Raw genomic sequence first — 23,958 nt, forward strand, 5'->3', positions numbered from 1 at the left:
CGATCAGATCTTCGGGAATGGTCGGCAGCTCACGATCGGCGGCCTGGCTCGTCTTGGTTCTACGTGGCATGACATGCTCCTTGGCGACATGTTATGCCCTAAACACAAAATTTCTGACGGGCCCGGCCCTCCCCACAAGCCGTAGCCATGCAACTCCGCCCCTACCACCCCACCGACGAATCCATTGTTGTCGATCTCTGGCAAGCCTGCGGGCTGACCCGTCCGTGGAACGATCCGCGCAAGGACATCGCGCGCAAGATGACCACGCAGCCTGAGATGTTCCTCGTCGGCGAAGTCGATGGCCAACTCATGGCCACGGCGATGATCGGCTATGACGGCCACCGTGGCTGGGTCTACTACCTCGCCGTGCATCCGCAGTTTCAAGGGCGGGGCTACGGGCGTATGCTGATGGCTCGCGCCGAAGCCCTGCTGATCGAGCGCGGCTGCCCCAAGATCAATCTGCTCGTGCGCGACACCAATGACGCCGTGCTGGCGTTCTATGACCGGCTTGGCTACGGACGAGACGCGGCGGTCAGCCTGGGCAAGCGTCTGATCCCCGATCAATGACTCCAATCAGGAGACCCCATGACCACCTACCAGGGAAGCTGTCACTGCGGGCGCGTCGCCTTCGAGGCCGACGGCGAGATCACGCAGGTGCTGCAGTGCAATTGCACGATGTGCCGCCGTCGCGGCCATCTGCTCTGGTTCGTGCCGATGGCCAACTTCCGGCTGAAGACGCCTGACGCCAACGCCTCCACGTACCGCTTCAACACGATGAAGATCGCCCACCGGTTCTGCCCCACGTGCGGGGTCGGGCCGTACTCTGAGGCCAAGGACCCGCAGGGCAATCCCACCGCCGCCGTGAACGTGCGCTGCATCGAGAGCGTCGATCTGGCCAGCCTCAAGGTCATCGACTACGACGGTCTGCACAAGTAGCCATGCTGAAGATCCGGGGCATCGATCATCTGGTCCTGCGCACCGCCGACGTGGCGCGGATGGTGCGTTTCTACGTCGACGTCCTGGGCTGCACGCTCGAAAAAGAGCAGCCGGCCTTTGGCCTGACCCAGTTGCGCGCCGGCAGCGGGCTGATCGACCTGGTGTCGCTCGACGGCCCGCTGGGGCGTGCCGGTGGCGCCGGACCGGGCGCGGAGGGGCGCAATCTCGACCATTTCTGCCTGAGAATCGATAGCTTCGATATCGAAGCGATAAATCAGCATCTGCAAATTCATGCCGCGCATGGTAGTCCGGTGGAGCAGCGTTACGGTGCCGAAGGCACGGGTCCGTCGCTGTACGTGCAGGACCCCGACGGCAACACCGTCGAACTGAAGGGTCCGCCCACCCCCCCCTGACGTGCGCCTTCCCTCACTGAGGGTCACGCCGATACAATTTCCGCTTCACTGACCGCACCGCCACCGGCGCCCCCCATTGCGTCGGGCGCGCCATGACCGCTTCCACCGCCCCCGAGCCAATCGCTGCGTCCCGCGCCGCGCTATCGCCCCGCCAGATCGTCTGGACGCTTGGCATCACCGAGGTCATCAGCTGGGGCACGCTGTACTTCACCTTCACCGTCTTCATCGGGCCGATGCACGATGCGCTGGGCTTCAGCAAGCCGTTCCTGGCCGGTGGCTTCTCGCTGGGGCTGCTGGTCTGGGCGATGTGCTCGTTCGCGGTGGGTCGCCTGCTGGACCGCGTGCCGGCGCGCAAGGTCATGGGCATCGGGTCGGTGCTGGCAGCCATCGGGCTGGTGCTCTGGGCCTGGTGCCCATCTCCGGCGATGTTCCTGCTGATGTGGATTCCGCTGGGGCTGGCGATGGCGTCCACGCTCTACGAGCCGGCCTTCGTGGTGCTGCGGCAGGCGTTTGGCGACGGCTACCAGAAGCCCATCGTCCAGGTGACGCTGTTCGCCGGCTTTGCCAGCACGATCTTCATTCCGGTTGGCCAGTGGCTAGTGCTGCATCTGGGCTGGCGCGAGACGCTGCTGATCTTTGCGGCGCTGAACCTGTGCATCTGCGCGCCGCTCCACGCCAGGCTGCGCTACGCGCTGCACCCCACCTATTCGCACACCAGCGCCCCGCTGGCCGGCGCCACATCGCCCGGCATTGCCCGCGCCACGCTGCGCCAACCCGTGTTCTGGGCCGTGGTGCTGGCCTTCACCGCCACGGCCGTCATCGCGTCGCTGCTGGGCGCCCACCTGATTCCGATGCTGACCGAAAAGGGCCTGCCCGTGGCCCAGCAGCTGATCGTGGCGGCGCTGATCGGCCCGGCCCAGGTGGCGGGCCGGCTGGCCATGGCGCGGCTGCCCATTGACCAGCCGGTGCGGCTGTCAATGCCGGTCTACATCGTCATGAGCCTGGGCCTGCTGTGCCTGACGCTGGGCGATGGCTACTGGCTGATGTTCGCGGCAATCTGCTACGGTTGCGCCAACGGCGTGAACACCATGCTGCGCGCGATGGCCATGCCCGAACTGATCTCGCGTCATCACTATGCAACGCTGAACGGGTTAATGATGACCCCGGTGCTGCTGATGCAGGCCGCCGCGCCGTGGATCGGCGCCCTGCTCTGGCGCGTGGCCGGCGGCTACTGGCTCATGCTGTGGGTCATGGTGGCGCTGGCCGTGGGCGCGCTGGGCGCGTTTGCCTATGCGCTGCACCAGCGCGGCCTGCTGCGCCCCGGCGCGGCGCCCGCCTGAGCCTTTTATCCAGCCTCGGCACGCCAATCAGGCGTGCCCGGCCGTACCAGTCGTCCCCGATGTCCGATTATTCGTTCGAAACCGCTGCACCCTCCGCTCCCCCCCCTGCCGTATCCCAGTCGGCCGTGTCCCGCGCCACGCGCGGCACCATGGCGCTGTTCTTTGCCAACGGCGCCACGTTTGCCACTTGGGGTGTCCACATTCCCACCATCAAGGAACGCTTCGGCCTGTCCGACGCCATGCTGTCGCTGGCCATGCTGGCCGTGGCGGGCGGCGCCATCCTGATCATGGGGCCGGTGGGCCGCTGGGTGGGCAGGATGGGCAGCGCGCGCGCGTCGATGCTGGGCGGCGTGGCGTTTGCCTGCATGACGCTGGCCATCCTGGCCATGCCCAGCTTTGCGCTGCTGCTGCCCACGCTGCTGGTCTTCGGCATGGCCAACGCGCTGTTCGACGTCGGCATGAACGCGCAGGCCGCGACGGTGGAAGCCAGCCGCACCCGTCCCATCATGTCGGCGCTGCACGGTATGTTTAGCCTGGGCGGCATGGTGGGCGCGGCATTCGGTGGGTTGATGCTGAGCTTGGACGTGCCGCCGGTGGCCCACACGGCGATGATCGCGGCGCTGACCGCCGCCGTGGCACTTGGAAGCCATCGCGGGTTGCTGGCTGACCATCCGGTGCTGCCCAGCGCAGAGCATCACCGCGAGCATGCGTCACGCGCGCTGTGGCTGCTGGGCCTGATGGCATTCCTGGGACTGGTTGGCGAAGGCGCGATGTACGACTGGACCACCGTCTACATGCGCGAGGTGGCCATGGCGCCGCTGGCCTGGATCAGCTTCGGCTACGCGGCGTTCTCGGGCGGCATGGCCTGCGGCCGCTTTGGCGGCGACCGCCTGCGTGCGCGTTTTGGCGATGCTCGGACGCTGACCGGCAGCGCCTGGCTGGGCTTTGCCGGCATCGCGCTGGCCATCGCCGTGCCGTGGCCGCTGGCCGCGCTGGTCGGCTTCAGCCTGATGGGACTGGGCGCGGCCAACATGGTGCCGATCTTCTTCGTGGCCGCGTCGCGCCTGCCGGGCGTGAGCGCTGCCGAAGCCATCGCGCGCGTGGCGCGCTTTGCCTACGTGGGTCTGCTGATCGGCCCGGTGCTGATTGGCGGTGTGGCCCACCTGACCACGCTGCGCGTGGGCATCGCCGTGGTGGCGCTGACGATGGGCTACATCGCGCTGTTCGGCGCACGGGCCGTGCGCCGTTATCTGAAAACCTGACGCGGCGCCCGCTCAGGCGGCTTTCGGCAGCGGCGCGTGGCCAGTGCCCAGGCCGTCGAACACGAACGTATCCATCGCCAGCACGCCGTAGGTAACCTCGTCGGCCACGCGCGTCACGCTGGCATCGCTGCCCGCCGCGTTGTCCGCCCCCATCGCGGCGCCCAGCGTCACGTAGAACGGCAACAGGTGCTCGTCGGTGGGATGCGCGCGGCGTGCGAACGGCGCCTGGGTACGGTAGTCGGCAATCCGGCTCACGTCGCCAGTGGCCAGCGCCTCGTTCAGCGCGTCGGTCATCCAGCCACGGAAGGCATCGACGTACGGCTCGGTCTCGGGCCCGTGCTGGACCTTGCGGCCGCCACCGCCAAACACTTCCTGCAGGTTGTGGGTGAAGCTGCCCGAGCCGATCACCAGCACGCCTTCCTGGCGCAGCGGCGCCAGCGCGCGGCCGATCTCGATCTGCGTGGCCGGGCTCAGGTACGGGTTGAACGCCAGTTGCACGACGGGTACGTCGGCATCGGGGAAGAAATGGCGCAGCGGCATCCACGCGCCGTGGTCGAGCGGGCGCTCTTCGTCCTCGGCCACGAAGCCGGCGCCCTGAATGGTGGCCGCCTCGATCAGCTGCTTCACGCGGGCCGCCAGCTCCGGCGACCCCGGCGCGTCGTAGCGCAGCGCATACAGTTCGCGCGGAAAGCCGCCGAAGTCGTGCCAGGCTTCCTGCCGGGTGCGGGTGCTCACTGCCAGCGTGCTGTAGATCCAGTGTGCGGATATCACCAGCACGGCCTTGGGCTTCAGCGCGCGCAGGCGGGTGCCCAGCGCGTCGAACGCGGCGCCGGTGGGGCCGGGATCGATCGCCAGCATTGGCGAACCGTGGGACACATAGATGGCGGGGAGCGTGGTGGTCATGGCAATAAGCCGTATGGCGGATATCTCGATGCCTGCAGTCTGGCAAAGATGTCATGGCGTGACGCATGGCATTTGCGGACAAGTCCTGCAAAAAACTTGAAGGTTCGAGGCCGCCTGCATGCTGCGCGTTGGATACCGCACACAGCAGTGAGGTTTTCCCGTAACACCGACTGCAGCCGCAATATGAACGGCCTATGATGTGCTCAGAGATGCCACCGAGTGTTCGACAAGGCATCCGCCGGAGAAAGCCCGTGTCAAAGCGTTTCGATCCCCTGCACGCCCTGCCCCACGCGCTGTGGTGGCAGCCCGGCGTTTACGGCAGCGGCCCCGCCGTGCTGCTGTGGATCATCGCGCGCCTGCCCGCCGATCTGCTGACCGACGTGATCGGCACCCCCTACGCATCCGTCCTGCTCAACCACGCCGGCGACACCGTGTTCGTGGTGGGCTGGCTGGCCAGCGCCGCGTGGCTGTGGTTCACGCGCAAGCGGCCCGAGCCGGCCATGGCCCCGGCACGGCCCCCCGTCGTGCCAGACCTGACCGCACCCACCCAGACCTCTCCGACCAGCCGGCACGGCCACGGCGCCGGCTGAGCGCCAGCGTCTCATCGGACACTTTCGCCCCCGTTTTGCGTGACGCTGGCATAACCCGCCTGCCACCCGGCCATTACAGCCCGATGTAAGGAATCGCTTAAGATGTCGGCTTGCGCCATCGCCTGGGCACACGGGCGAGGGCATCCACCGGTTCATTCATCGTTGTAGCAAGCCACATGTCCGTTACCGCAACATCTGCCAACGAGCTGTCCAAAGCCACCCGACGCCGCGCGATCATCGCCGCCACCATCGGCAACGGCCTGGAATGGTTCGACTTCACCGTCTACAGCTTCTTCGCCGTCATCATCGCCAAGCTGTTCTTTCCCACTGGCAATGACCTGACGTCGTTCCTGCTCACCGTGGCCACGTTTGGCGTGGGCTTCTTCATGCGTCCGGTTGGAGCCATCGTGCTCGGCGTCTACGCCGACCGCGTGGGCCGCAAGGCGGCGCTGACGCTGACCATCCTGATGATGGCGCTGGGCACGGCCATCATCGGCCTGGCACCGACCTACGAATCGATCGGCCTCTGGGCACCGGCGCTGATCGTGCTGGCCCGCCTGATCCAGGGCTTCTCGGCCGGCGGCGAGGTAGGTGGCGCCACGGCGTTCCTGATCGAACATGCCCCGGACGAGGAGCGCGGCATGTACGCGAGCTGGCAGCAGGCCAGCCAGGGCATTTCGTTCATGCTCGGCGCCGCCATGGGCGCGCTGGTCACGAACGGCCTGGACCAGGCCCAGATCGATGCCTGGGGCTGGCGCATTCCGTTCCTGTTCGGCCTGCTGATCGGCCCGGTGGGCATGTACATCCGCTCGCACCTGGAAGAGCCGCCCGAGTTCGAGCAGCGCCAGGCCGAGCGCCGCGCCAAGAACGTCAAGTTCTCGCCGCTGTCGCAGGTGCTGCGCGACCATCCGCGTGAAGTGCTGGCCGGCCTGGGCGTGACCATCCTGTGGACGGTCTGCACCTACGTGCTGGTGTTCTACATGCCGTCGTACGCCAAGCAGCAGCTTGGCCTGCCGCTGGGCGCGACGTTCCAGTCGACGGCCATCTGCGGCGCCATCATCCTGGTGCTGTGCCCGCTGATGGGCATGCTGTCCGACCGCGTGGGCCGCAAGCGCATGCTGAGCGTGGTGGCCGTGGCCATCCTGGCGCTGGCGTACCCGCTGTTCCACTGGCTCAACGTGTCGCCCACCACCTCCACGCTGCTGCAGGTGCAGATCGTGCTGGGCATTCTGCTGGCCGCGTTCACGGGCCCGGCGCCTGCCGTGCTGGCCGAGCAGTTCCCGACCGAAGTGCGCTCCACCGGCCTGTCGCTGGCGTACAACTTCGCCGTGACGATCTTCGGCGGCTTCGCCCCGCTGATCGTGACGTGGCTGATCGAGTCGACGCAGAACAAGCTGGCCCCGGCCTACTACGTGATTGCCGCCGCGGCCATCAGCCTGGTCGCGCTGACGTTCATGCACGACCGCACGGGCAAGAAACTGGCCTGACCGGCACCTTCGAACCGCATCGCCAAGCCAACCTTCGGGTTGGCTTTTTTACGTCCGTCGCGTGCGGCTTTTGTCAGTTGGATGTCCGGATCCAGCCGGTTCCGGTCTTTACGCGGCTGGCGGCCGGGCGCATGATCGCTGCGGCGCAGCGCGCGCCATCGACAAAGGAGCGAATTGGAATGACGACGAAGCCCGTGCCGCAGACCCAGGTACGCTGCGGCTGGTGTGGCGATCTGGAGGACTACTGCCACTATCACGACAACGAATGGGGTTTTCCGGTGGACGACGACCGGCGCCTGTTCGAGAAACTGTGCCTGGAGGGATTCCAGTCCGGCCTGAGCTGGCTGACCATCCTGCGCAAGCGCGAAGCGTTCCGCAAGGCTTTCGCCAATTTCGAGATCGACAAGGTGGCCCGCTTCACCGAACGCGACGTGGAGCGCCTGCTTGGCGACGCCGGCATCGTGCGCCATCGCGGCAAGATCGAGGCGGCCATCCATAACGCCAGGTGCGCGCAGGAACTGCTGAAGACCGAGCCGTCGCTGGCCGCCTACTTCTGGAAGTTCGAACCCGATCCCAAGACCCGCCCAAAAAAGCTGACCCCCGAAGTGCTGCGCACGATGGCCATCAGCCCGGAATCCACGGCCTTGTCGAAGGATCTCAAGAAGCGCGGCTGGAAGTTTGTCGGCCCCACCACGATGTACGCGCTGATGCAGGCCATGGGGCTGGTCAACGACCATATGGACGGCTGCACGACCCGCCAGTCCGTGCTGCATGCCCGCAAATCGTTCAAGGTGCCGCGCTAGTTTGCTGTCCCGACAATGATCCGTTTACGTATACCGACATTGTTTACGTATACATGAATAGTAGTAGTAATGGTTAACACCGATGCCTGGCGGTGGATAACCCTACTTTCTCCTTTTGGATCAGGGAGTTGCAGAACAGATAACCGTATGGGCAAGCATGCGGCGCGGTCGTGGATGGGACTGGATAATCCGCGCGCCGCCGGGAGTCGGCCACGTATACGTCCCGAGTTATACGTATACATCCCACAGGCCGCCCCCAGCAGGGCCACAGGCTTGTTCACGCAGTTGTCCCCAGCCTTGGCGCAAGATGTCCACAGGAAGCGCGTGCATCCCCGGCCGAATCGGCTCACACTGGCGCCTCGCCTTTGCCGAACCCGCTGGAGCGTTCGATGGACAGCACGACCCTGTTTCTCTACCTGGTTGCCGTGGCCGCGGTCATGGTCACCCCTGGCCCGACGATGCTGCTGGCCCTGAGCAACGGCGCCACTCGCCCGATGCGCGTGGCCGCCTGCGGCATTGCCGGCGCGGCGCTGGCCGACCTGATCCTGATCGGCGCCGTCGGCTGCGGGCTTGGCGCGCTGCTGCAGGCGTCGGAACACCTGTTCACCGCCATCAAGTGGATCGGCGCGGCCTACCTGCTGTACCTGGCTGTCTCGATGTGGCGCGCGCCCACCCAGGCCCTGGTCGCCACGACCGACGCGACGTCATCCAGCGGCCGCGCCGCGTTCCTGCGCGCGCTGTTCGTGGCGCTGTCGAACCCCAAGACCATCCTGTTTACGTCGGCCTTCGTGCCGCAGTTCGTGCACGCGGACAAGCCCATTGCCATCCAGTACGTGATCCTGGCCGTGGTGGCTGCGGTGATGGATATCGTGATGATGGCGATCTACGCGTTCGGCGGCCGCCATGCCATGCGCACGCTGTCGGCGCGCGCCGTGCAATGGATCAATCGCGGCTGCGCCGGCATGCTGGCGTTCCTGGCGGTCGGCCTGAGCCTGTATCGCCGCAGCGACCTACGCTGATTCTGCCGCCGCCGGTTGCGAGCGTGGGACCCTGACCGGGTCCACGTGAGTCATCACGTTCAGGACGTCGTCGCGCTCCATCGCCCGGCGTCGCGCCTCGGTGGCAATCGCATGCCCCTGCTCGACGGTCAGGTCGGCCTGGATTTCCAAATGCACGTCGACCAGGATCATGTCGCCCATCTTGCGCGTCTTCAGATCATGCAGACCCAGCACGCCGGGCGTGTCCAGCATCGCCGCGCGCAACCCGGTCACCACCTCTTCGTCGGCGGCGCGATCCATCAGGTCGTTCATCGCATCCCAGCCAAATCGCAGCCCCATCCGCGACACCATCAACCCCACCACGATGGCTGCCACCGGATCCAGCACGTGATACCCCAGCAGGTTGCCGCCGATACCCAGCGCCACCACCAGTGACGACGCCGCATCGGACCGCGCGTGCCACGCGTTGGCCACCAGCATGCTCGACCTGACCCGCTCCGCCACCCGCAACATGTAGCGGAACAACGCCTCCTTGGCCGCCAGCGCGCCCAGCGCCACCCACAGCGCCACCGCCTGCACCGGCTGCGCCCCCTCCGGATGCTGGATCTTGCCAACCGCCGCCCACAACATCCCCACCCCCACCGACAACAACAACGCCCCCAACGCCAGCGACGCCGCCGTCTCGAACCGCTGATGCCCGTACGGATGATCGATGTCAGCCCCCTTGCGGCTGTGATGGCCAGCAAACAGCACCACGAAATCGGACACGAGATCGGAAAGGGAATGCAACGAATCGGCAACCAGCGCCTGGGAACCAGCGATGACGCCAATCACCCCCTGGGCAATTGTTAGGAAGATGTTGACGAAGACGCTGACGAGTGTGGAACGCCGACCGGCCTGGTGGCGGGCTTCGGCGTCGGGGGTGTCAGTGCCAACGGCGGGGGCGACTTGCGGTTCGCGCATGAGAGCTTTGGGTGGCGGGAGATAGGTGGAACGGTAACACTAAGACGCTGCATGTTCGGGGTCATCGCGTTCCGAGTAGGAGCCTGCCGCTGTACGCGTTCCGGCTTCCTCTACGCGACCGGATCAGACGAGCGCCAAGGGGCCGGCAACGTGTCGAATCCATCCCCCCAAAGCAAAACAACGCACCACATCTCTCGACGTAGTGCGTTGTTTCACAAGGAAAATCCTGGTGGACCGAAGGAGGATCGAACTCCCGACCTCTGCATTGCGAACGCAGCGCTCTCCCAGCTGAGCTATCGGCCCTTCGCGGACGATTCTAGCCGAACTTTGTGCGGCCTTTCAATCGCTTGGAGCCAACACTTATTCGATCCGGCTCAAGCGTTTGCCATGCCCGGGTTGCCGTCCATGCCGCGTACCGTGGGCAGGTTCAGTGGGCGGGCGCTGACTTCCTTGCTGGACCGCAGCCACTGGGCCATCACATCCCAGATCGGGGCGCCGCCGGTCTGGCGCGCTTCTTCTGAGACGGGGGCCCAGCCGGCTACCTTGTAGGTTTTGGCGGCATCGATGGGCTGTCCGGCCAGGCGCATGTCGGTGATGCGTTTGCCGATGGGCTGGGTCGGGTCGATCGTGTATTGCAGGCCGCCCACGCGCACCATGTCACCGCCTTGCTGGTAGTACGGGTCGGGGTTGAACAGGTTGTCGGCCACGTCTTCGAGGATGGTCTTGATCGTCTCGCCCGGCATCGCGGTCACGGTGGTGTAGGGATAGGTGATGGCGGTCTGGTCCATCAGCGCTTCCATCGTGATGTTCTCGCCCGGCAGCAGCGTGGTGCCCCAGCGGAAGCCTGGCGAAAATGCGATCTGGGCGTCTTGCACGGCCATCAGGCCGTCCAAGATCAGCTGGTCGAAGGTGCCGTTGAAGTTGCCCCGGCGATACAGCAGGCCGCGGTTCACGGCCAGCACTTCGCTGAGCTTGCTTTCGTACGGCGCGCGGACCTTCTTGATCAGCGCGCCCATATTCGGATCGGCGGGCAGGTAGTTGGCAAGGACCGGCAGCAGCTTGTACCGGAAATCGGTCACCTTGCCGTTGCGCACGTCGAAGTCCAGCACGCCCAGGAACTTGCCGTTGGACCCCGCGTTGGTCACCAGCGTCACGCCGCCGGCGTTCTTCACGGGCACCGGCACGGGCACGCCGTCGTGCGTGTGGCCGCCCAGGATGGCGTCGAGGCCGCGCACGCGCGATGCCAACTTCAGGTCGACGTCCATGCCGTTGTGCGACAGCAGCACCACTACCTTGGCGCCCTTCGTGCGCACCTCGTCGATCACCTGCTGCAGGCTCTCTTCCTGGATGCCGAAGGTCCAGTCGGGCACCAGGTAGCGCGGGTTGGCGATGGGCGTGTACGGAAATGCCTGGCCGATGATGGCCACGGGTACGCCGTTCATCTCGCGCATCACGTAGGGGTCGAAGACCGGGTCGCCGAAGTCGTTTGTCTTGACGTTCTGCGCCAGGAACGACACCTTGCCCTTGAAGTCGTTGTCGACGATCTGCTTCACGCGCTCGGCGCCGAGCGTCATTTCCCAGTGCGGCGTCATGACGTCGACGCCCAACTGCAGCGCGGCGTCGACCATGTCTTGCCCCTTGGTCCACAACGCGGTGGCCGATCCCTGCCACGTGTCACCACCATCGAGCAGCAGCGCGCCGGGACGGCTGGCCTTCATGCGCTGGACCAGCGTCGACAGATGGGCAAACCCGCCCACCTTGCCGTAGCGGCGCGCGGCTTCCGTGAAATCGAGATAGGTGAATGCATGCGCCGTGGCGCTGCCGGGGGCAATGCCATATTGGCGCAGGAACGCGTCGCCCACCAGGTGCGGCGGCTTGCCGGCCCACTCGGCCACGCCCAAGTTCACGCTGGGTTCGCGGAAGTGCACGGGCTTGAGCTGCGCGTGGCAATCGGTGAAGTGCAGCAGATGGACGTTGCCGAAGCGCGGCACGTCGTAGAGACGCGCGCTGGCCTGTGCGGCCTGGGCATCGCCAGTTGGGAATGTCATGCCTCCGGCGCCGGCTACGGCCAGCACCTGCAGGAACTCGCGTCGGTTCATGCTGTTATCCGTTTGGAGTTGTCGCCAGGTGATGGCATGCATCCATGCCGGGGAAGGCTCCCCTCTCCCGCCGTGCGGGAGAGGGGAGCAAACATACAGGGCTGGATGAGTTACTCGTTCACCGGAGACGCCGGGTCCAGCAGCAATGCCATCACGTCGCGGATCTGTTGTTCGGTCAGGATGCCCTTGTGGCCGAAGCGCGGCATGTTCGAGCAGGCGCTGTACGCGTTCGAATCCCAGATCTTGCCCCACGTGTAGCGCACCACGTCCGGCGAGTTGCCGCGCAGTTTTCCGTAGTTGTAGAGCGATGGGCCGATATTGCCGAACGAGATCTCGGCCTTGGTCAGCTGGTGGCAGGCGTAGCAGTTGGCGCCGTTCGGCGTGCCGACCTGGTCGGAGAACTGCATGCCGCGGCCGTTTTGCGCGATCTTCTCGCCTTCCTTCCAGTCGCCCAGGAAGTTGTTGTCGGCCGGGTACTTCACCTGCTTCAGTTCGGCCGCTTCCACCTTCTTGGCCACGGCCGCCGGCACATGCAGGCGGTCCGGGTACTGGCTGCAGGCCTTCTGCGTGGCGTCCTGGTTGATCACGCCCTCGACCGTTGCCGGGCCTTTCGACGTGAACGACGATTCAATCATCTGGCGCACGTCGGCGTCGGTGACGCGCGTGGTCTTGCCGGCTTTTGCGGCGGTCTGGGCGGATGCGCCCGAGGCGGCCAGCAGCACCAGCGATGCCAGCGCCATCTTGTGGAGTGTCTTCATGTTCTTGTCCCCCTGCTCAGCGCTTCATGTTCGGGCCGTCGTACGTGCCACCGTTGGCATTCTTCGCCAGGAACATCGTCAGCGCGGTGATCACGTCGGAGCCGTAGGCCGGTTCGGGAAAGCGCTGCTGGCGCAGGCAGTCGTACAGGCGGTGCTGCATCGTGCGGACCTCGCCCTGCGACACGCGATAGGCCGGCCACGTGGTGTACGCGGCCTGGGCGCCCTTCTGCGTCATCAGGTTCGGCAGGTCCTGCAGGCGGATGCGCTGGCCGTCCACGGCATGGCACGTGGCGCAAGCAAAGTCGTAGGCGCCGCCGCGATAGAAGAACATCTTCTGGCCCAGCGCGTAGACGCGCTTTTCCTCGGGGTGGGCCAGTTGGACGTTCATCTTCACGCCGCGCGATTCGCCGGTGACAAAGGCGGCCAGGCGCTCGATGTCAGACGGCTTGCCCTGCGACGAGAACGGGTTCTTCATCGCCTCTTCCTGCGTCAGGCCCTGCAGCGTCACGCGGCAGTACGCCAGGCGCTGTTCCAGGTCCATGACCTTGTTGGCGTCCTTGAAGTAGCGTGGCAGCTCGGCATAGGCGCCCTTGGTCACGCCCGGGCCCTTGCCCAGGTCGCACTGTTCGAGCGATGCGTTCTTCGGACCGGCCGGCTTCTTCCACATTTCCTCGCCGGCGGCTTCCCACAGCTCGGCGGGATTGCCCTCGGCCAGCATCTGGCGGTACTTGGCGATTTCCTCGGCGGTCTTGTCCTGTGCCAGCGCGGGGCCGGACAGCGTGGCGGTGGCGGCGGCAGCCACGGCGCCCAGCGCCACGAGCGCGGGGGCCACGGTGCGGCGCAGACGGCGGATGTTGCGCACGGTAACCATTGGGGGATTCTCCTCGCCATCGCGCCGCATGGCTGGCGGACGGATGGCCTTCTTGTGCGGGTCCGGCGGCTCGTTGCCGGACGGCTTGTCTACCGATGGGGCGACGCGTTGCCGGCCGCCCTGTCGATCACGGCTTGATGTAGGCGTAGCCTTCTTCAAACTGCAGGCGCGCGATCTCCACTACGCCGGCCTGCACGACCTTGGCATCCATCAGCAGGCTTTGCTCCGAGATGCGGCGCGCGGTCAGCGTGTTGCGGCAGGCGCGGAATTCCACGCCCGACGAACTCAGCGCCGCCACGGGCGACTCGAACGTATTGCCGCGCGAGTCCTTGGCGCCTTCCACCAGGAAGTCCACGCCATAGCCGAACGCCACGACCACGATCTTGGTGTCGGGCGCGCCGTTCAGATGGTTGCGCAGGTTGGCCATGGCGCGCACGGCCTGGTCGATGCCATCCGACAGTTGGTACACCACCTTGACGCGGCCCTTGCCCGACGATGCTGCCGGGGCCTGCTGGGCCGCCGCCTTGGCGGTCAGCCCGATGGCGGCCAGGGCCGCCGTGGCGCGAATGAATGCTCGGCGCATGCTGCTTCTCCTTCGCCTGCTCAGGCCGTCAGGCGATGGTGGCTTCGTCGGTACGCTTGTCGCCGCGGTTGTCGACCCAGGTCACGGTGACCTTGTCGCCCTTGGCGCCGCCCTTGAACTTGAAGTTCAGGAACGGATCTTTCGAGATCGCGGCGCCAAACTGGGCGTTGAACACTTCCTTGCCCTTGCACGATGCAATCACGGTCTGGATGTGCCAGGCCGGAATGGTCTTGCCGGCCGAATCCTTGCGCTGGCCGGTTTCCATGTCGTGCTTCATCAGAATCTTGACGTCAACGACGCCGGCGTTTTCAGTGGCGCGAACGCGCATCGGGTCTGCCATGTGCTTCTCCTGTCAGCAGTTTGTCTGGAAATCTGGTCTTGAACGTGGGGATGACGGGGGCGTTTAGCCGCCGCAACCGCCCAGCGTGACCTTGATTTCCTTCGATGCCACGTACCACTTGCCGCCAGCCTTGACCGCGGCATGCACCACGGACGTCTGGCCCATCTTCACGCGCGTGGACACGAACGGCTCGGTGCCGGCCGGGATCGTGAAATCCGCCGCCAGCGTGTTCGGGTTCTTTTCCACCAGGATCGCGATCTGCTCGGTGTCCGGGATATTGCTGGTCACCGCCACGGGCACCACGGCGCCGTTCTCGGCGATGTCGGGCGCGTTGAAGACAATGGCGCTGCTCTTCTCGGTGCCAGTGCCGCCCAGGGCCTTGATCACGTCAGCCACGCTCTTGCCGTCAAAGGCGGTCTTGTTCCATTCGGCGGCTTGCGCCTCGCTGATCAGGCCGGTGGCGGCCATCAGCGACAGCACGGCGGTCATCCGCAGTACATCTCGTCGTTTTGCGTTCATCTTGCTCTGTTCCCGTACTACCCGGTTTCCTGTCGACCCCTGCCGTGCCGGTGCGTCGCCGGCCCATGCGTCATGAATTCGATATCGCCGTGCTCGCGGCAGGCCATCGGATAGACGGCCCGCGCGTGCAAGTCGAGATTACTTGGCCGGTGCGCCGGCCAGGATCCACTCGACCACGGTCTTGATGTCGGCATCGCTCACGGCGGCGTTGGCCGGCATCGGCACCGGGCCCCATACGCCCGAACCACCGTTCTTCACCTTGGCCGACAGCTTGGCCACGGCGTCCTTGTCACCCTTGTACTTGGCGGCCACGTCCTTGTACGCCGGGCCCACCAGCTTCTTGTCGACCTGATGGCAGCCCATGCAGGCGTTCTTGTTGGCGATGGCCTGCGCCTTGGCGGCGTCGACGGCGGCATGCGCCGATGCGGCGGCGGCCAGCAACGCGGCGGCGATGACAAACTGCTTCATGTGTTGTGCTCCAAACTGAATGAGAGCCGTGGGGACGGCAAATGGCCGCGCTCTGGAATACTTCCGCGGCGCGGCACGCGCTGGCCGCCGTTGGGGCGGGCTTCTCAGGAGCGCCCTGCGGTGATCGGTGAGGGCTCCCGGGCATATGCGGCCAGTCCGCTATTTTGCCTGAAGTCAAGCCGCGTATACGGACGCGACAGTGATAACCATATGCACAAAACCGAGGGGAAATGTCGCCTTATTGCGGGTTAACCCTCGAATCGACCGATGCCTGGTCCACGATTGATCCGCATGACCCACAGGTGGACGTTATCGGCGTGCCAGCGCCCTGCCCGCCCACAGCCGGTTACCGAAAACGTTCAGCAGCAGCCCGGCCATCACCACCACGGCGCCTACCCATTGCGCTGCCGCCAGGTCCTCGCCCAGCAGCACGTGTGCCGACAGCAGGCCCACCACCGGCACCAGCAGCGTCAGCGGCGCCACCTTGCTGGCCGCGTAGCGCGTCAGCAGGCGCCCCCACATCGTGTAGCCGAACAGCGTGGCGGCGAATGCCAGGTAGCAGACCGCGAACACGCCCTTGCCGGACACATGGGTCAGGGCGTCGGCGATGCGTGCCGGCCCCTCGAACCACAGCGACAGCAGCGCGAACGGCACGATCGGAATCAGCGCGCCCCACACCACCAGGCCCAGCAGGTCCACCGGCCCGATCTTCTTGCTGACGATGTTGCCAGTGGCCCAGCACAGCGCTGCGCACAGCGTCAGCAGGAAACCTGCCGCCGTCATGCCGCCGGGGCCATGCGCGGCGGCGCTGCCGATCAGCGCCAGTCCGGCGGCCGCAATCGCCATGCCGGCCAGGTTGTGCCAGCGCAGCGGTTCGCCCAGCCAGAACGCGGCAATTGCCACGGTGAAGAACACCTGCGACTGCAGCACCAGCGACGCCAGCCCGGCCGGCATGCCCACGGCCATGGCATAGAACAGGAAGGCGAACTGGCCCAGGCTGATCGACGCGCCGTACGCCACCAGCATGCGCAGCGGAATGCGCGGGCGCGGGATGAAGAAGATCGCCGGAAAGGCCACCAGGCAGAAGCGCAGCGTACCCAGCAGCATGGGCGGCATGCCGACCAGCCCTACCTTGATGACGACGAAATTGACGCCCCAGACCACGATGATGGCCAGGGCAAGCAGACGGTCTTTGGCTTGCATGATCGATGAGGAGGGAGCCGCGTCCCGGGGGGCTGGGACGTCCGGCACCAGCTAGGGTACCAGCCGCTGCGGCCGTTGCGGCCGCAGCATTGCACGACCGTGCTTTTTAATTTGTGGCGAGGACGCTACGCCAGCATGTCAGCCCAGATGCTCCGCGCCCACGCAAAGCCGTACTGGCCTTCCAGTGCATTGGGCTCTTTCGACAACCCGCCCGAGCCCGGCACCGTCACCATCGTCTTCTGGGCCGGATCGTAGCGATGCACGCTGGCGATATGGATGGCCTCGGTCGACGAGGTAAAGCTGTAGCAGGTGTTCGTATATAGCGGTGTGGGATCGGGCGCGCGCCCGGCGAGCTGGTTCAGGATAGCGGCGGCGGCCACCTTGCCGTGCTGGTTGGCCATGGTGCCGGACTTTGGCATCAGCGGCGCGATCTGCACGGCATCGCCCAGCACGTGGATCTCGGGCGCCACCTTCGAGGCCATGGTCAGGAAATCCACCTCGCACCAGCGCCCGTTGGCCGTGGCCAGACCGGCCGCCACGGCAATGGCGCCGGCCCGCTGCGGCGGCAGCAGGTTGATGACGTCGGCTTTCTCGTCGTCCTGCACGTCGAAGCGGATCGTGCGGCTGGCCGCATCCACGCCCACGGTCTCGTGCTGCGGCCGGTACTCGATCATGCCCTTGTAGCGCGATTCCCAGACCTGCCGGAACAGCGCGCCCTTCGATGTGATATCGGGATTCGCATCGAACACCAGCACCTTGCTGCGCGGCTTGTGCTGCTTCAGGTAGTCCGCCACCAGGCATGCGCGCTCGTACGGGCCGGGCGGGCAGCGGTATGGCGCCAGCGGGATGGTGATGGCAAAGGTGCCACCGTCGCGCATGGCGGCCAGTTGCCGGCGCAGCGTCTCGGTCTGCGGGCCGGCCTTCCAGGCGTGGACGATCTGGTCGCCCGCCTCCGGCAGCCCGGCAATCGCGCTGGCCTGCATTTCCACGCCGGGCGACAGCACCAGCCGGTCAAAGGGCAGCGTGGTGCCGCCGGCCAGCCGCACCGTGCGCTTGGCAGCGTCGATGGCCGTGGCCGTATCGCGCACGTGCTTCACGCCATGGCGCCTGACCAGCGCGTCGTAGGGCACCGTGATATCGGCCATCTGGCGATACCCGGCCACCACGAGGTTCGAAAGCGGGCACGACACGAACGCGGCATCGGGTTCCACCAGCGTCACGTCCACGGCGCCGTGGCTCCACGTGCGCAGGTAGCGCGCCACCGTGGCGCCGCCGTACCCACCGCCAATCACCACTACCCTGGCCGGGGCGGCGGCACGCGCCTGGCGTACGGTCAGCCCGCCCAGGGCCGTGGCGGCCAGCGCCGCCTTCAGCATGGATCGTCGATGCATGGATTATTTCTGGTCGGCGAACCAAGCGGCCATGGCGATGATCTCGGCATCGCTGTAGCCCTTGGCGATCTGCGGCATCACCGTTCCCGGGCGCTTGCCGTTCTTGTAGTCGAGCATCATCTCGACCAGCTCGGCCGACGCGCGACCAGCCAGCCGGGGCACCGGGCTGTCGGCGGGCGGCCGTCCGTCGGGGCCGTGGCACACCGCGCACGACGCCGCCTGGTTGCGCGCCTGCTCGGTGCGGGCACGCTGGACCTCGATCGACAGCTTGCCTGGATCAGCCGGGCCAGCGGTCATCGGGGCCGAAGCCGCCGGTTGGGCCAGCAGCGGGGCGGCACAAAGCCCCAGCGCGATGCCAACCATCCAGGACGGGAAGTACGGCAGTCGCTTTTGGGGCTTCATGGGGCGCTCCTTAACGGATGCTAGGGATGCTTACGGAAGGTTGCGGCCCGGCGGCAGCGCCACCGGCGACGACTGCGGCGCGGTGACCGGGCTCGACGTGGCGCCCGAGCTGCCCATCGATGCCGGGGCGTCGGACGTGACAGGCGCGTTCGGCTGGCTGCCCGGCACGGTCTGCACCGGCGCCGGCGTACCCACCGCATCGCTACCCGCATTGCCGTTCTGCGACGACGCGGCCTGGTCCAGGCGTGCGCGCTCGGCTTCGCTCACGTAGTCGAACACCTTTACCACCTTCTGCACGCCGCTGGCATTGCGGGCCACGTCGGTGGCCTTGTCGCCCTCGCCCGTGGTGACCACGCCCAGCAGGTACACCACGCCCTTCTCGGTGGTGACCTTGATCGAGTTGGCCGGCACGCCGTCAGCCGTCACGAGCAGCGTCTTGACCTTGCTGGTCAGGTACGTGTCGTTGCTGCGGGTCATGAAATCGGGCGACGCCTTGAGTTCGATCTCGTTGATCACTTCGCGCGTATTCGGCAGGCCGCGCACGTACTGCTCGATCTGCTGCTTGATCTGCGCGTTGGCTGCCTCGCCGGTCAGCAGCACCTTGCGGTTGAACACGGTGGTGTTCACACGGGCCTGGGTGTCGCTGTAGCGCTGGTTCAGCGTGCTGTCGATTTCTACCTGCAGGCCGCGGTCGATGGCCTGGGTGCCGGTGGGACGGCGGTCCGTGGCCATCACCACGCCGGTGCCCACCGCGCCTGCCAGCACGGGAAAGCAGCCGGCGAGCTGGGTGGCGGACACCAGCAGTGCGGCCACGGTAACAGCGGTGCGGGCCAGGCGGGCGGGAGAAGTCTTCTTTTGGATGGTCACGTTCGTCATGCGGTTCTTGGTTTCTGGGTGGATGCCGAAATGATGCGTGAAACAGGTTGCAGATTCGCGTTGCAGATCCGGCTGGGGCGCCGCGTCTGTGGATAACCCTGTGGAAGACGCGGCGATTCCTGTGTACAGGTTGTGGGTAGCCTTGTGGATATCCGGGGATAACTCCCCCCGCGCGGCCACCCGCCTTCATGCTTCGCCCAGCAGCGCCTCGTCGATCCCGTCGCACAGGCAGTGCAGTGTCAGCAGATGCACTTCCTGGATGCGTGCGGTGCGATCGCTCGGCGCGCACAGGTGGATGTCGAATTCGTCGAGCAGCGTGGCAATCCGGCCGCCGCCCTTGCCGGTCAGCGCCACCACGCCCATATCGCGCTGGTGGGCCGCCTGGACGGCTGCCGCCACGTTGGCCGAATCCCCGGACGTGGACAGCGCCAGCAGGATGTCGCCGGGCTGCCCCAGCGCCTCTACCTGCTTCGAGAACACGACCGAGAAATCGTAGTCGTTGCCGATGGCCGTCAGGATCGAACTGTCGGTGGTCAGCGCAATGGCGGCCAGCCCCGGCCGCTCGCGCTCGAAGCGGCCGATCAGCTCGGCGGCAAAGTGCTGGGCGTCGGCGGCCGACCCGCCATTGCCGCAGACCAGGATCTTGTTGCCACTGGTCAGCGCCGCCACCATCCGCTCCACGGCGGCATCGATATGCGGCGCCATCAGCGACGCGGCATGCCGCTTGGTCTCGGCACTGTCCAGGAAATGCTGCTCGATACTTTCAATACTCATGATCTGGTGACATCTGCACTATCCCGCGCATTATGACGCAGCGCCCGCGCCGTCGTTCGCATCCGTGAGGTCGAACGCGGCTGGCAGCCAGTCGATCCGGCCCGGTTCCATCGTCACCACGTCCATGCGGCAGGGCGGCACGTCGTCCAGCGTGGCCAGGTAGTGCGCCGCCGCATGCAGCAGGCGCCGCTGCTTGGCCGGCGTCACGCTCTGCGCCGCACCGCCAAACCCCCGGCCACGGCGCTGCCGCACCTCCACGAACACCAGCGTTCCGTCGCCGGTGCGCATGACCAGGTCGATTTCGCCGCCTTTGCAGCGATAATTGCGCACAACCACCGCCAGCCCCTGCCGCTGCAGGTACGCCAGCGCCCGGTCTTCGGCCAGCGCGCCGCGCTGCGTCGCGGTTTGCGTGGCGCCTTGCGTGGTGGATTTGAATGAGCGATTCAACGGAAGTTCTCAAGCATGAGTGACTGGACCCAGCTGGCCGCCGGCCAGACGTACCCCGCCGGCACGCTTTACGTGGTGGCCACGCCCATCGGCAACGTGGCCGACCTGTCCCTGCGCGCGCTGCACGTGCTGGGCCTGGCCGACGCCATCGCCTGCGAAGACACCCGCAACACGGGCCAGTTGCTGTCCCGCGTGGGGCTGCAACGGCCGCTGGTGGCGGTGCACGAGCACAACGAGCGCGAGGCGGCGGTGCGTATCGTCGAACGGTTGACGGCAGGCGAGCGCATTGCGTACGTATCCGACGCCGGCACCCCGGGCATTTCCGATCCCGGGGCTCGGCTGGTGGAGGCGGTACGCGCGGCCGGACTGAAGGTGGTGCCGCTGCCGGGCCCCAGCGCCGCCGTCACCGCGTTGTCGGTGGCGGGCGACATGCTCGAATCGGGCGAGGGGCGCTTCACGTTTGTCGGCTTCCTGCCCGGCAAGGCCAAGGCACGCCAGGACGCCATCGCCAAACTGGCCGCGCTGGACCACGCCTGGGTCTTCTACGAGGCACCGCACCGCATCGCCGAAACGCTGGCCGCCCTGGCCGACGGCCTGCCCGGCACGCGCCGGTTGCTGATCGGCCGCGAGCTGACCAAGCTGTTTGAGGAAACGCCGGTGCTGACGGTGGCCGAAGCGCCCGCATGGCTGGCTGCCGAAGCTACGCGTGGCAAGGGTGAATTCGTACTGGTGGTGGAAGGCGCGGGCCGGGCCGAAGCGGCCGATGACGGCGCGCCCAACCCCGAAGCCGAACGCGTGCTGAAGCTGCTGCTGCCCGAGCTGCCGGCCAAGCGTGCCGCCAAGCTGGCGGCGGCGATAACCGGCGCCAAGACCGATGCGCTGTACAAGCTGGCCCTTGCCCAGCGGGCGGACAGGGGCGACGAGGGCGACGAGAACGACGGGGAAGACTGAAAACAAAAACGGCACGCCTGGACAGGTCGTGCCGTTTGAGAAAATTCTTAGCGGGGAGAGCAGCAGCGGGCGGGAGATCGGAGGCGGGACAAGCTGTTGCCAACCGTTCCGCATCGCCTTACTTGCGCTTGTGCTTGACGGTGGCGGCGCGGCTCTTGGCCTTCTTGACCGGCACCAGCGTGTTGGCGGTGTCCGGTACCTCGTCGGCACCGCTGCCGTCACCGGCTTCATTGCCGCCAGCCTCGATGTTCGGACCCAGCGCTGCCACTTCGGTACGCGACAGCCGGCGGATTTCCACCTGCGTCGCACCGTGGTCGACAAAGCTCAGGCGCTTTGCCGCCGCATAGGACAGATCGAGAATCCGGCCGCCATGGTACGGGCCACGATCGTTGATACGCACCACGGCCACCTTGTTGTTGCGCAGGTTGCGCACCAGCACCCAGCTATCGAGCGGCAGCGACGGGTGCGCGGCCGTCATGGCGCGCATGTCGAAGCGTTCGCCATTGGCGGTCTTGCGGCCGTGGAAGCCCTTGCCGTACCACGACGCCATGCCGCGCTGCTCGAACGTACCCATGTCGGCGCGCAGGCCGTCGATCGACGACTGCGACGGCGCGTTGTCGTCCTGAAGGCCGAACAGGTTCCAGTTACCGCGATCGTCGGCCTTGGCCGAACCCGCGCCGGCACGTGCCGGCTTTGGTTTGGCTGACTTCGTGGAAAGCGCGGTGCTGGTATCTGTGGAATCCGTGTCGGTGCCTGGCGGCGTCGCGCACGCAGCCAAAGCCAGCGCAGACGCGATGATCGCGCACTGACGCAGGAAGCGATTGGAGCCGGGCGCTGCCTCGCGCACGGACCCCGGGCGGAAGAGGGTCAAGCTGAACATGGCGCGAGTCTAACACTGGTCGTTTTAAGCTAGTGCCTTGATTTTGTTACGAAATCTGTTACAACGCCGGCGAATTTCCCGCAATCCACCACTGGGCAAGGGATTGCGCCGATTACAAACAATGACCAAACGGGTGCGCGATGACCCACTTTCGGAAAAGTCTCAGCCCGGATTCAAACGTTTCACAGACAGTTTTTCGTCCGGGTCGGCCGTTACAATGGACCCGCCTTTCGGGCGACCGTCCCGCTCCGGCAACGGCCCTGAAACAGCCTTGCAGATCACAATAATGAAAGTCCTCCTGATCCCCGTCACGCCGTTCCAGCAGAACTGTTCGCTGCTGATCGACGAAACCACGCAGCGCGCCGCCGTGTGCGATCCCGGTGGCGATCTCCCCCGCATCACCGCCGCGCTGGACGAACACGGGGTCACGCTGGAAAAGATCTTCCTGACGCACGGCCACGTGGACCACTGCGCCGGTGCGGCTGCGCTGGCGCGCCAATACGGCGTACCCATCGAGGGGCCCCAGGAAGACGAGCGCTTCTGGATCGAGCAACTGCCCGAGCAGACCCGCAGGTTCGGGTTCGGGCATGCCGAAGTATTCGAGCCGCAGCGCTGGCTGCAGAACGGCGACACGGTGACGTTCGGCAACGAGACGCTGGAGGTCTACCACTGCCCCGGCCATACGCCCGGCCACGTGGTGTTCTTCTCGCGCGCCAGCCGGCTGGCCATCGTGGGCGATGTGCTGTTTGCCGGCTCCATTGGCCGCACCGATTTCCCGCGCGGCAACCACGCCGACCTGATCCGCTCGATCCGCACCCGGCTCTGGCCGCTGGGCGACGATGTCACGTTCGTGCCCGGCCACGGCCCGGCCTCGACGTTTGGCGACGAACGCCGCAACAACCCGTTCGTGGCCGACCACCTGATCGACGCGGCCTGACGCATGGCCAAGAAACAGCAGCCCGACAAGCGTCCCGAGATCTACGTCAGCACCGACGTCGAAGCCGACGGCCCGATCCCGGGCCCCCATTCGATGCTGTCGTTCGCCTCGGCCGCGATGCTGGAGGACAAGACCGTCATCGGCACGTTCTCGGCCAACCTCGAAATCCTGCCCGGCGCGGCCGGCCATCCGGTGCAGATGGAATGGTGGAAAACCCAGCCCGACGCCTGGGCCGCCTGCCGGCGCGACCTGGAGCGGCCCGAGGACGTGATGCCCCGCTACGTCGACTGGGTGGAGAAATTGCCGGGCAAGCCGGTCTTCGTCGCGTTTCCGGCCGGGTTCGATTTCACCTGGATGTTCTGGTACATGATGCGTTTTGCCGGCCGCTCGCCGTTTGGCTGGGCCGCGCTGGACATCAAGACGCTGGGCTTCGCGCTGACCGGGCGGCCCTATCGCAAGTCGGTCAAGGCCGCCTTTCCCGAGCACTGGCATGACCCGCTGCCGCATACCCACGTGGCGCTGGACGACGCGCTGGAACAGGGTGCGCTGTTTTGCAACATGCTGGCGGAACTGCGCACGCGTGAAGCGCGGCTGGCCGAACTTGCTGCATCGGCAGACACCGCGCCAGGGGCGGATGCCAGCCAAAGCGATGCCTCACATCCGGCCGCGCCGGCCGCGCCGGGCGGATCGGTGCGCTAGCCCACCGGTGTCAGCGTCACACCGACATTACTTCCGGTGCGGCGTCTCCTATATTGGAATGGTGA

28 protein-coding genes and 1 tRNA gene are annotated in these 23,958 nt (G+C 66.4%); 12 read left to right on the plus strand and 17 right to left on the minus strand.

The annotated features are described in order from the left end of the window. The first annotated feature begins 147 nt into the window (after nt 1–147). The 5 genes from MFF62_RS26405 (at nt 148) to MFF62_RS26425 (ending at nt 3,951) form a co-directional block, all read left to right on the plus strand. Complete coding sequence (locus tag MFF62_RS26405; protein ID WP_238266103.1) at nt 148–567, plus strand: GNAT family acetyltransferase; 420 nt, start codon at nt 148–150, stop codon at nt 565–567. 18 nt (nt 568–585) lie between these two features. Continuing rightward, nucleotides 586–936: a GFA family protein gene (locus MFF62_RS26410; protein ID WP_238266104.1), complete on the plus strand. Its 351-nt coding sequence runs from the start codon at nt 586–588 to the stop codon at nt 934–936. A gap of 2 nt (nt 937–938) precedes the next feature. Beyond that, complete coding sequence (locus tag MFF62_RS26415) at nt 939–1,349, plus strand: VOC family protein (protein WP_238266105.1); 411 nt, start codon at nt 939–941, stop codon at nt 1,347–1,349. Between the two features lie 92 nt (nt 1,350–1,441). Further along, complete coding sequence (locus MFF62_RS26420) at nt 1,442–2,689, plus strand: MFS transporter (RefSeq protein WP_238266106.1); 1,248 nt, start codon at nt 1,442–1,444, stop codon at nt 2,687–2,689. A gap of 149 nt (nt 2,690–2,838) precedes the next feature. Then, the gene (locus MFF62_RS26425; protein ID WP_238266272.1) at nt 2,839–3,951 is read left to right on the plus strand and encodes an MFS transporter; all 1,113 of its coding nucleotides are present in this window, start codon (nt 2,839–2,841) and stop codon (nt 3,949–3,951) included. Between the two features lie 12 nt (nt 3,952–3,963). Here MFF62_RS26425 and MFF62_RS26430 read toward each other — a convergent pair whose 3' ends face one another. Continuing rightward, entirely contained in the window at nt 3,964–4,854 is an 891-nt protein-coding gene (locus tag MFF62_RS26430; RefSeq protein ID WP_238266107.1) for a DODA-type extradiol aromatic ring-opening family dioxygenase, read from the minus strand. A gap of 293 nt (nt 4,855–5,147) precedes the next feature. On the opposite strand from MFF62_RS26430, the gene MFF62_RS26435 reads away from it, so the two are divergent. The 4 genes from MFF62_RS26435 to MFF62_RS26450 all read left to right on the plus strand — a co-directional run bounded on the left by MFF62_RS26435 (nt 5,148) and on the right by MFF62_RS26450 (nt 8,753). After that, the gene (locus tag MFF62_RS26435) at nt 5,148–5,444 is read left to right on the plus strand and encodes a hypothetical protein (RefSeq protein ID WP_404990841.1); all 297 of its coding nucleotides are present in this window, start codon (nt 5,148–5,150) and stop codon (nt 5,442–5,444) included. A 176-nt stretch (nt 5,445–5,620) separates the two neighbouring features. Then, on the plus strand, nt 5,621–6,931 hold the full coding sequence (locus tag MFF62_RS26440; protein ID WP_238266109.1) for an MFS transporter: 1,311 nt from the start codon (nt 5,621–5,623) through the stop codon (nt 6,929–6,931). 179 nt (nt 6,932–7,110) lie between these two features. Continuing rightward, nucleotides 7,111–7,734, plus strand: coding sequence for a DNA-3-methyladenine glycosylase I (locus tag MFF62_RS26445; RefSeq protein WP_238266110.1), 624 nt, complete (start codon nt 7,111–7,113; stop codon nt 7,732–7,734). A gap of 389 nt (nt 7,735–8,123) precedes the next feature. Further along, nucleotides 8,124–8,753 (plus strand): LysE family translocator, encoded by a 630-nt coding sequence (locus tag MFF62_RS26450; RefSeq protein WP_238266111.1) that lies wholly within the window; start codon nt 8,124–8,126, stop codon nt 8,751–8,753. On the opposite strand, the gene MFF62_RS26455 is transcribed toward MFF62_RS26450, so the two are convergent. The 15 genes from MFF62_RS26455 to MFF62_RS26525 all read right to left on the minus strand — a co-directional run bounded on the left by MFF62_RS26455 (nt 8,745) and on the right by MFF62_RS26525 (nt 20,426). After that, entirely contained in the window at nt 8,745–9,695 is a 951-nt protein-coding gene (locus MFF62_RS26455) for a cation diffusion facilitator family transporter (protein WP_238266112.1), read from the minus strand. The genes MFF62_RS26450 and MFF62_RS26455 overlap by 9 nt on opposite strands. Before the next feature lie 227 nt (nt 9,696–9,922). Continuing rightward, a tRNA-Ala gene (locus MFF62_RS26460) sits at nt 9,923–9,998 on the minus strand. 71 nt (nt 9,999–10,069) lie between these two features. Beyond that, on the minus strand, nt 10,070–11,794 hold the full coding sequence (gene soxB, locus MFF62_RS26465) for a thiosulfohydrolase SoxB (protein ID WP_238266113.1): 1,725 nt from the start codon (nt 11,792–11,794) through the stop codon (nt 10,070–10,072). 110 nt (nt 11,795–11,904) lie between these two features. Beyond that, nucleotides 11,905–12,552 carry a sulfur oxidation c-type cytochrome SoxX gene (soxX, locus tag MFF62_RS26470; RefSeq protein ID WP_238266114.1) on the minus strand — a complete coding sequence of 216 codons (648 nt, stop codon included), beginning with the start codon at nt 12,550–12,552 and terminating at the stop codon, nt 11,905–11,907. Between the two features lie 16 nt (nt 12,553–12,568). Beyond that, nucleotides 12,569–13,423 carry a sulfur oxidation c-type cytochrome SoxA gene (gene soxA / locus MFF62_RS26475; RefSeq protein ID WP_238266115.1) on the minus strand — a complete coding sequence of 285 codons (855 nt, stop codon included), beginning with the start codon at nt 13,421–13,423 and terminating at the stop codon, nt 12,569–12,571. 127 nt (nt 13,424–13,550) lie between these two features. Beyond that, entirely contained in the window at nt 13,551–14,006 is a 456-nt protein-coding gene (locus tag MFF62_RS26480; RefSeq protein WP_238266116.1) for a DsrE family protein, read from the minus strand. A 28-nt stretch (nt 14,007–14,034) separates the two neighbouring features. Next, entirely contained in the window at nt 14,035–14,346 is a 312-nt protein-coding gene (gene soxZ / locus MFF62_RS26485) for a thiosulfate oxidation carrier complex protein SoxZ (protein ID WP_238266117.1), read from the minus strand. 63 nt (nt 14,347–14,409) lie between these two features. Continuing rightward, the gene (gene soxY / locus MFF62_RS26490; RefSeq protein ID WP_238266118.1) at nt 14,410–14,865 is read right to left on the minus strand and encodes a thiosulfate oxidation carrier protein SoxY; all 456 of its coding nucleotides are present in this window, start codon (nt 14,863–14,865) and stop codon (nt 14,410–14,412) included. 138 nt (nt 14,866–15,003) lie between these two features. Then, the gene (locus MFF62_RS26495) at nt 15,004–15,333 is read right to left on the minus strand and encodes a c-type cytochrome (RefSeq protein WP_238266119.1); all 330 of its coding nucleotides are present in this window, start codon (nt 15,331–15,333) and stop codon (nt 15,004–15,006) included. Between the two features lie 309 nt (nt 15,334–15,642). Beyond that, nucleotides 15,643–16,536 (minus strand): EamA family transporter, encoded by an 894-nt coding sequence (locus MFF62_RS26500; RefSeq protein WP_238266120.1) that lies wholly within the window; start codon nt 16,534–16,536, stop codon nt 15,643–15,645. 125 nt (nt 16,537–16,661) lie between these two features. Then, complete coding sequence (locus MFF62_RS26505) at nt 16,662–17,927, minus strand: NAD(P)/FAD-dependent oxidoreductase (protein ID WP_238266121.1); 1,266 nt, start codon at nt 17,925–17,927, stop codon at nt 16,662–16,664. 3 nt (nt 17,928–17,930) lie between these two features. After that, entirely contained in the window at nt 17,931–18,329 is a 399-nt protein-coding gene (locus MFF62_RS26510) for a c-type cytochrome (RefSeq protein WP_238266122.1), read from the minus strand. 30 nt (nt 18,330–18,359) lie between these two features. Beyond that, nucleotides 18,360–19,205: a BON domain-containing protein gene (locus tag MFF62_RS26515; protein WP_238266123.1), complete on the minus strand. Its 846-nt coding sequence runs from the start codon at nt 19,203–19,205 to the stop codon at nt 18,360–18,362. Between the two features lie 186 nt (nt 19,206–19,391). Next, the gene (locus tag MFF62_RS26520; RefSeq protein WP_238266124.1) at nt 19,392–19,979 is read right to left on the minus strand and encodes a phosphoheptose isomerase; all 588 of its coding nucleotides are present in this window, start codon (nt 19,977–19,979) and stop codon (nt 19,392–19,394) included. A gap of 30 nt (nt 19,980–20,009) precedes the next feature. Further along, nucleotides 20,010–20,426, minus strand: coding sequence for a YraN family protein (locus MFF62_RS26525; protein WP_238266125.1), 417 nt, complete (start codon nt 20,424–20,426; stop codon nt 20,010–20,012). Between the two features lie 15 nt (nt 20,427–20,441). Between MFF62_RS26525 and rsmI the strand changes: the two genes are divergently transcribed. Beyond that, complete coding sequence (rsmI, locus tag MFF62_RS26530; protein WP_238266126.1) at nt 20,442–21,377, plus strand: 16S rRNA (cytidine(1402)-2'-O)-methyltransferase; 936 nt, start codon at nt 20,442–20,444, stop codon at nt 21,375–21,377. A gap of 118 nt (nt 21,378–21,495) precedes the next feature. Here rsmI and MFF62_RS26535 read toward each other — a convergent pair whose 3' ends face one another. Beyond that, nucleotides 21,496–22,257 carry a septal ring lytic transglycosylase RlpA family protein gene (locus MFF62_RS26535; protein WP_238266127.1) on the minus strand — a complete coding sequence of 254 codons (762 nt, stop codon included), beginning with the start codon at nt 22,255–22,257 and terminating at the stop codon, nt 21,496–21,498. A gap of 286 nt (nt 22,258–22,543) precedes the next feature. On the opposite strand from MFF62_RS26535, the gene MFF62_RS26540 reads away from it, so the two are divergent. Then, entirely contained in the window at nt 22,544–23,194 is a 651-nt protein-coding gene (locus MFF62_RS26540; RefSeq protein WP_238266128.1) for an MBL fold metallo-hydrolase, read from the plus strand. Between the two features lie 3 nt (nt 23,195–23,197). Next, nucleotides 23,198–23,893, plus strand: a complete 696-nt coding sequence (locus MFF62_RS26545) for a 3'-5' exonuclease family protein (RefSeq protein WP_238266129.1) — start codon at nt 23,198–23,200, stop codon at nt 23,891–23,893. Nucleotides 23,894–23,958 lie beyond the last annotated feature (65 nt).

The sequence above is a fragment of the Cupriavidus pauculus genome (assembly GCF_022179805.1).
Taxonomy (GTDB): domain Bacteria; phylum Pseudomonadota; class Gammaproteobacteria; order Burkholderiales; family Burkholderiaceae; genus Cupriavidus; species Cupriavidus pauculus_E.

Excerpts from the sequence above, each read along its gene's own strand:
- MFF62_RS26405 (WP_238266103.1), top strand. The coding sequence starts at position 148 with ATGCAACTCCGCCCCTACCACCCCACCGACGAATCCATTGTTGTCGAT.
- MFF62_RS26410 (WP_238266104.1), top strand. The coding sequence starts at position 586 with ATGACCACCTACCAGGGAAGCTGTCACTGCGGGCGCGTCGCCTTCGAG.
- MFF62_RS26415 (WP_238266105.1), top strand. The coding sequence starts at position 939 with ATGCTGAAGATCCGGGGCATCGATCATCTGGTCCTGCGCACCGCCGAC.
- MFF62_RS26420 (WP_238266106.1), top strand. The coding sequence starts at position 1,442 with ATGACCGCTTCCACCGCCCCCGAGCCAATCGCTGCGTCCCGCGCCGCG.
- MFF62_RS26425 (WP_238266272.1), top strand. The coding sequence starts at position 2,839 with ATGGCGCTGTTCTTTGCCAACGGCGCCACGTTTGCCACTTGGGGTGTC.
- MFF62_RS26430 (WP_238266107.1), bottom strand. The coding sequence starts at position 4,854 with ATGACCACCACGCTCCCCGCCATCTATGTGTCCCACGGTTCGCCAATG.
- MFF62_RS26440 (WP_238266109.1), top strand. The coding sequence starts at position 5,621 with ATGTCCGTTACCGCAACATCTGCCAACGAGCTGTCCAAAGCCACCCGA.
- MFF62_RS26445 (WP_238266110.1), top strand. The coding sequence starts at position 7,111 with ATGACGACGAAGCCCGTGCCGCAGACCCAGGTACGCTGCGGCTGGTGT.
- MFF62_RS26450 (WP_238266111.1), top strand. The coding sequence starts at position 8,124 with ATGGACAGCACGACCCTGTTTCTCTACCTGGTTGCCGTGGCCGCGGTC.
- MFF62_RS26455 (WP_238266112.1), bottom strand. The coding sequence starts at position 9,695 with ATGCGCGAACCGCAAGTCGCCCCCGCCGTTGGCACTGACACCCCCGAC.
- soxB (WP_238266113.1), bottom strand. The coding sequence starts at position 11,794 with ATGAACCGACGCGAGTTCCTGCAGGTGCTGGCCGTAGCCGGCGCCGGA.
- soxX (WP_238266114.1), bottom strand. The coding sequence starts at position 12,552 with ATGAAGACACTCCACAAGATGGCGCTGGCATCGCTGGTGCTGCTGGCC.
- soxA (WP_238266115.1), bottom strand. The coding sequence starts at position 13,423 with ATGGTTACCGTGCGCAACATCCGCCGTCTGCGCCGCACCGTGGCCCCC.
- MFF62_RS26480 (WP_238266116.1), bottom strand. The coding sequence starts at position 14,006 with ATGCGCCGAGCATTCATTCGCGCCACGGCGGCCCTGGCCGCCATCGGG.
- soxZ (WP_238266117.1), bottom strand. The coding sequence starts at position 14,346 with ATGGCAGACCCGATGCGCGTTCGCGCCACTGAAAACGCCGGCGTCGTT.
- soxY (WP_238266118.1), bottom strand. The coding sequence starts at position 14,865 with ATGAACGCAAAACGACGAGATGTACTGCGGATGACCGCCGTGCTGTCG.
- MFF62_RS26495 (WP_238266119.1), bottom strand. The coding sequence starts at position 15,333 with ATGAAGCAGTTTGTCATCGCCGCCGCGTTGCTGGCCGCCGCCGCATCG.
- MFF62_RS26500 (WP_238266120.1), bottom strand. The coding sequence starts at position 16,536 with ATGCAAGCCAAAGACCGTCTGCTTGCCCTGGCCATCATCGTGGTCTGG.
- MFF62_RS26505 (WP_238266121.1), bottom strand. The coding sequence starts at position 17,927 with ATGCATCGACGATCCATGCTGAAGGCGGCGCTGGCCGCCACGGCCCTG.
- MFF62_RS26510 (WP_238266122.1), bottom strand. The coding sequence starts at position 18,329 with ATGAAGCCCCAAAAGCGACTGCCGTACTTCCCGTCCTGGATGGTTGGC.
- MFF62_RS26515 (WP_238266123.1), bottom strand. The coding sequence starts at position 19,205 with ATGACGAACGTGACCATCCAAAAGAAGACTTCTCCCGCCCGCCTGGCC.
- MFF62_RS26520 (WP_238266124.1), bottom strand. The coding sequence starts at position 19,979 with ATGAGTATTGAAAGTATCGAGCAGCATTTCCTGGACAGTGCCGAGACC.
- rsmI (WP_238266126.1), top strand. The coding sequence starts at position 20,442 with ATGAGTGACTGGACCCAGCTGGCCGCCGGCCAGACGTACCCCGCCGGC.
- MFF62_RS26535 (WP_238266127.1), bottom strand. The coding sequence starts at position 22,257 with ATGTTCAGCTTGACCCTCTTCCGCCCGGGGTCCGTGCGCGAGGCAGCG.
- MFF62_RS26540 (WP_238266128.1), top strand. The coding sequence starts at position 22,544 with ATGAAAGTCCTCCTGATCCCCGTCACGCCGTTCCAGCAGAACTGTTCG.
- MFF62_RS26545 (WP_238266129.1), top strand. The coding sequence starts at position 23,198 with ATGGCCAAGAAACAGCAGCCCGACAAGCGTCCCGAGATCTACGTCAGC.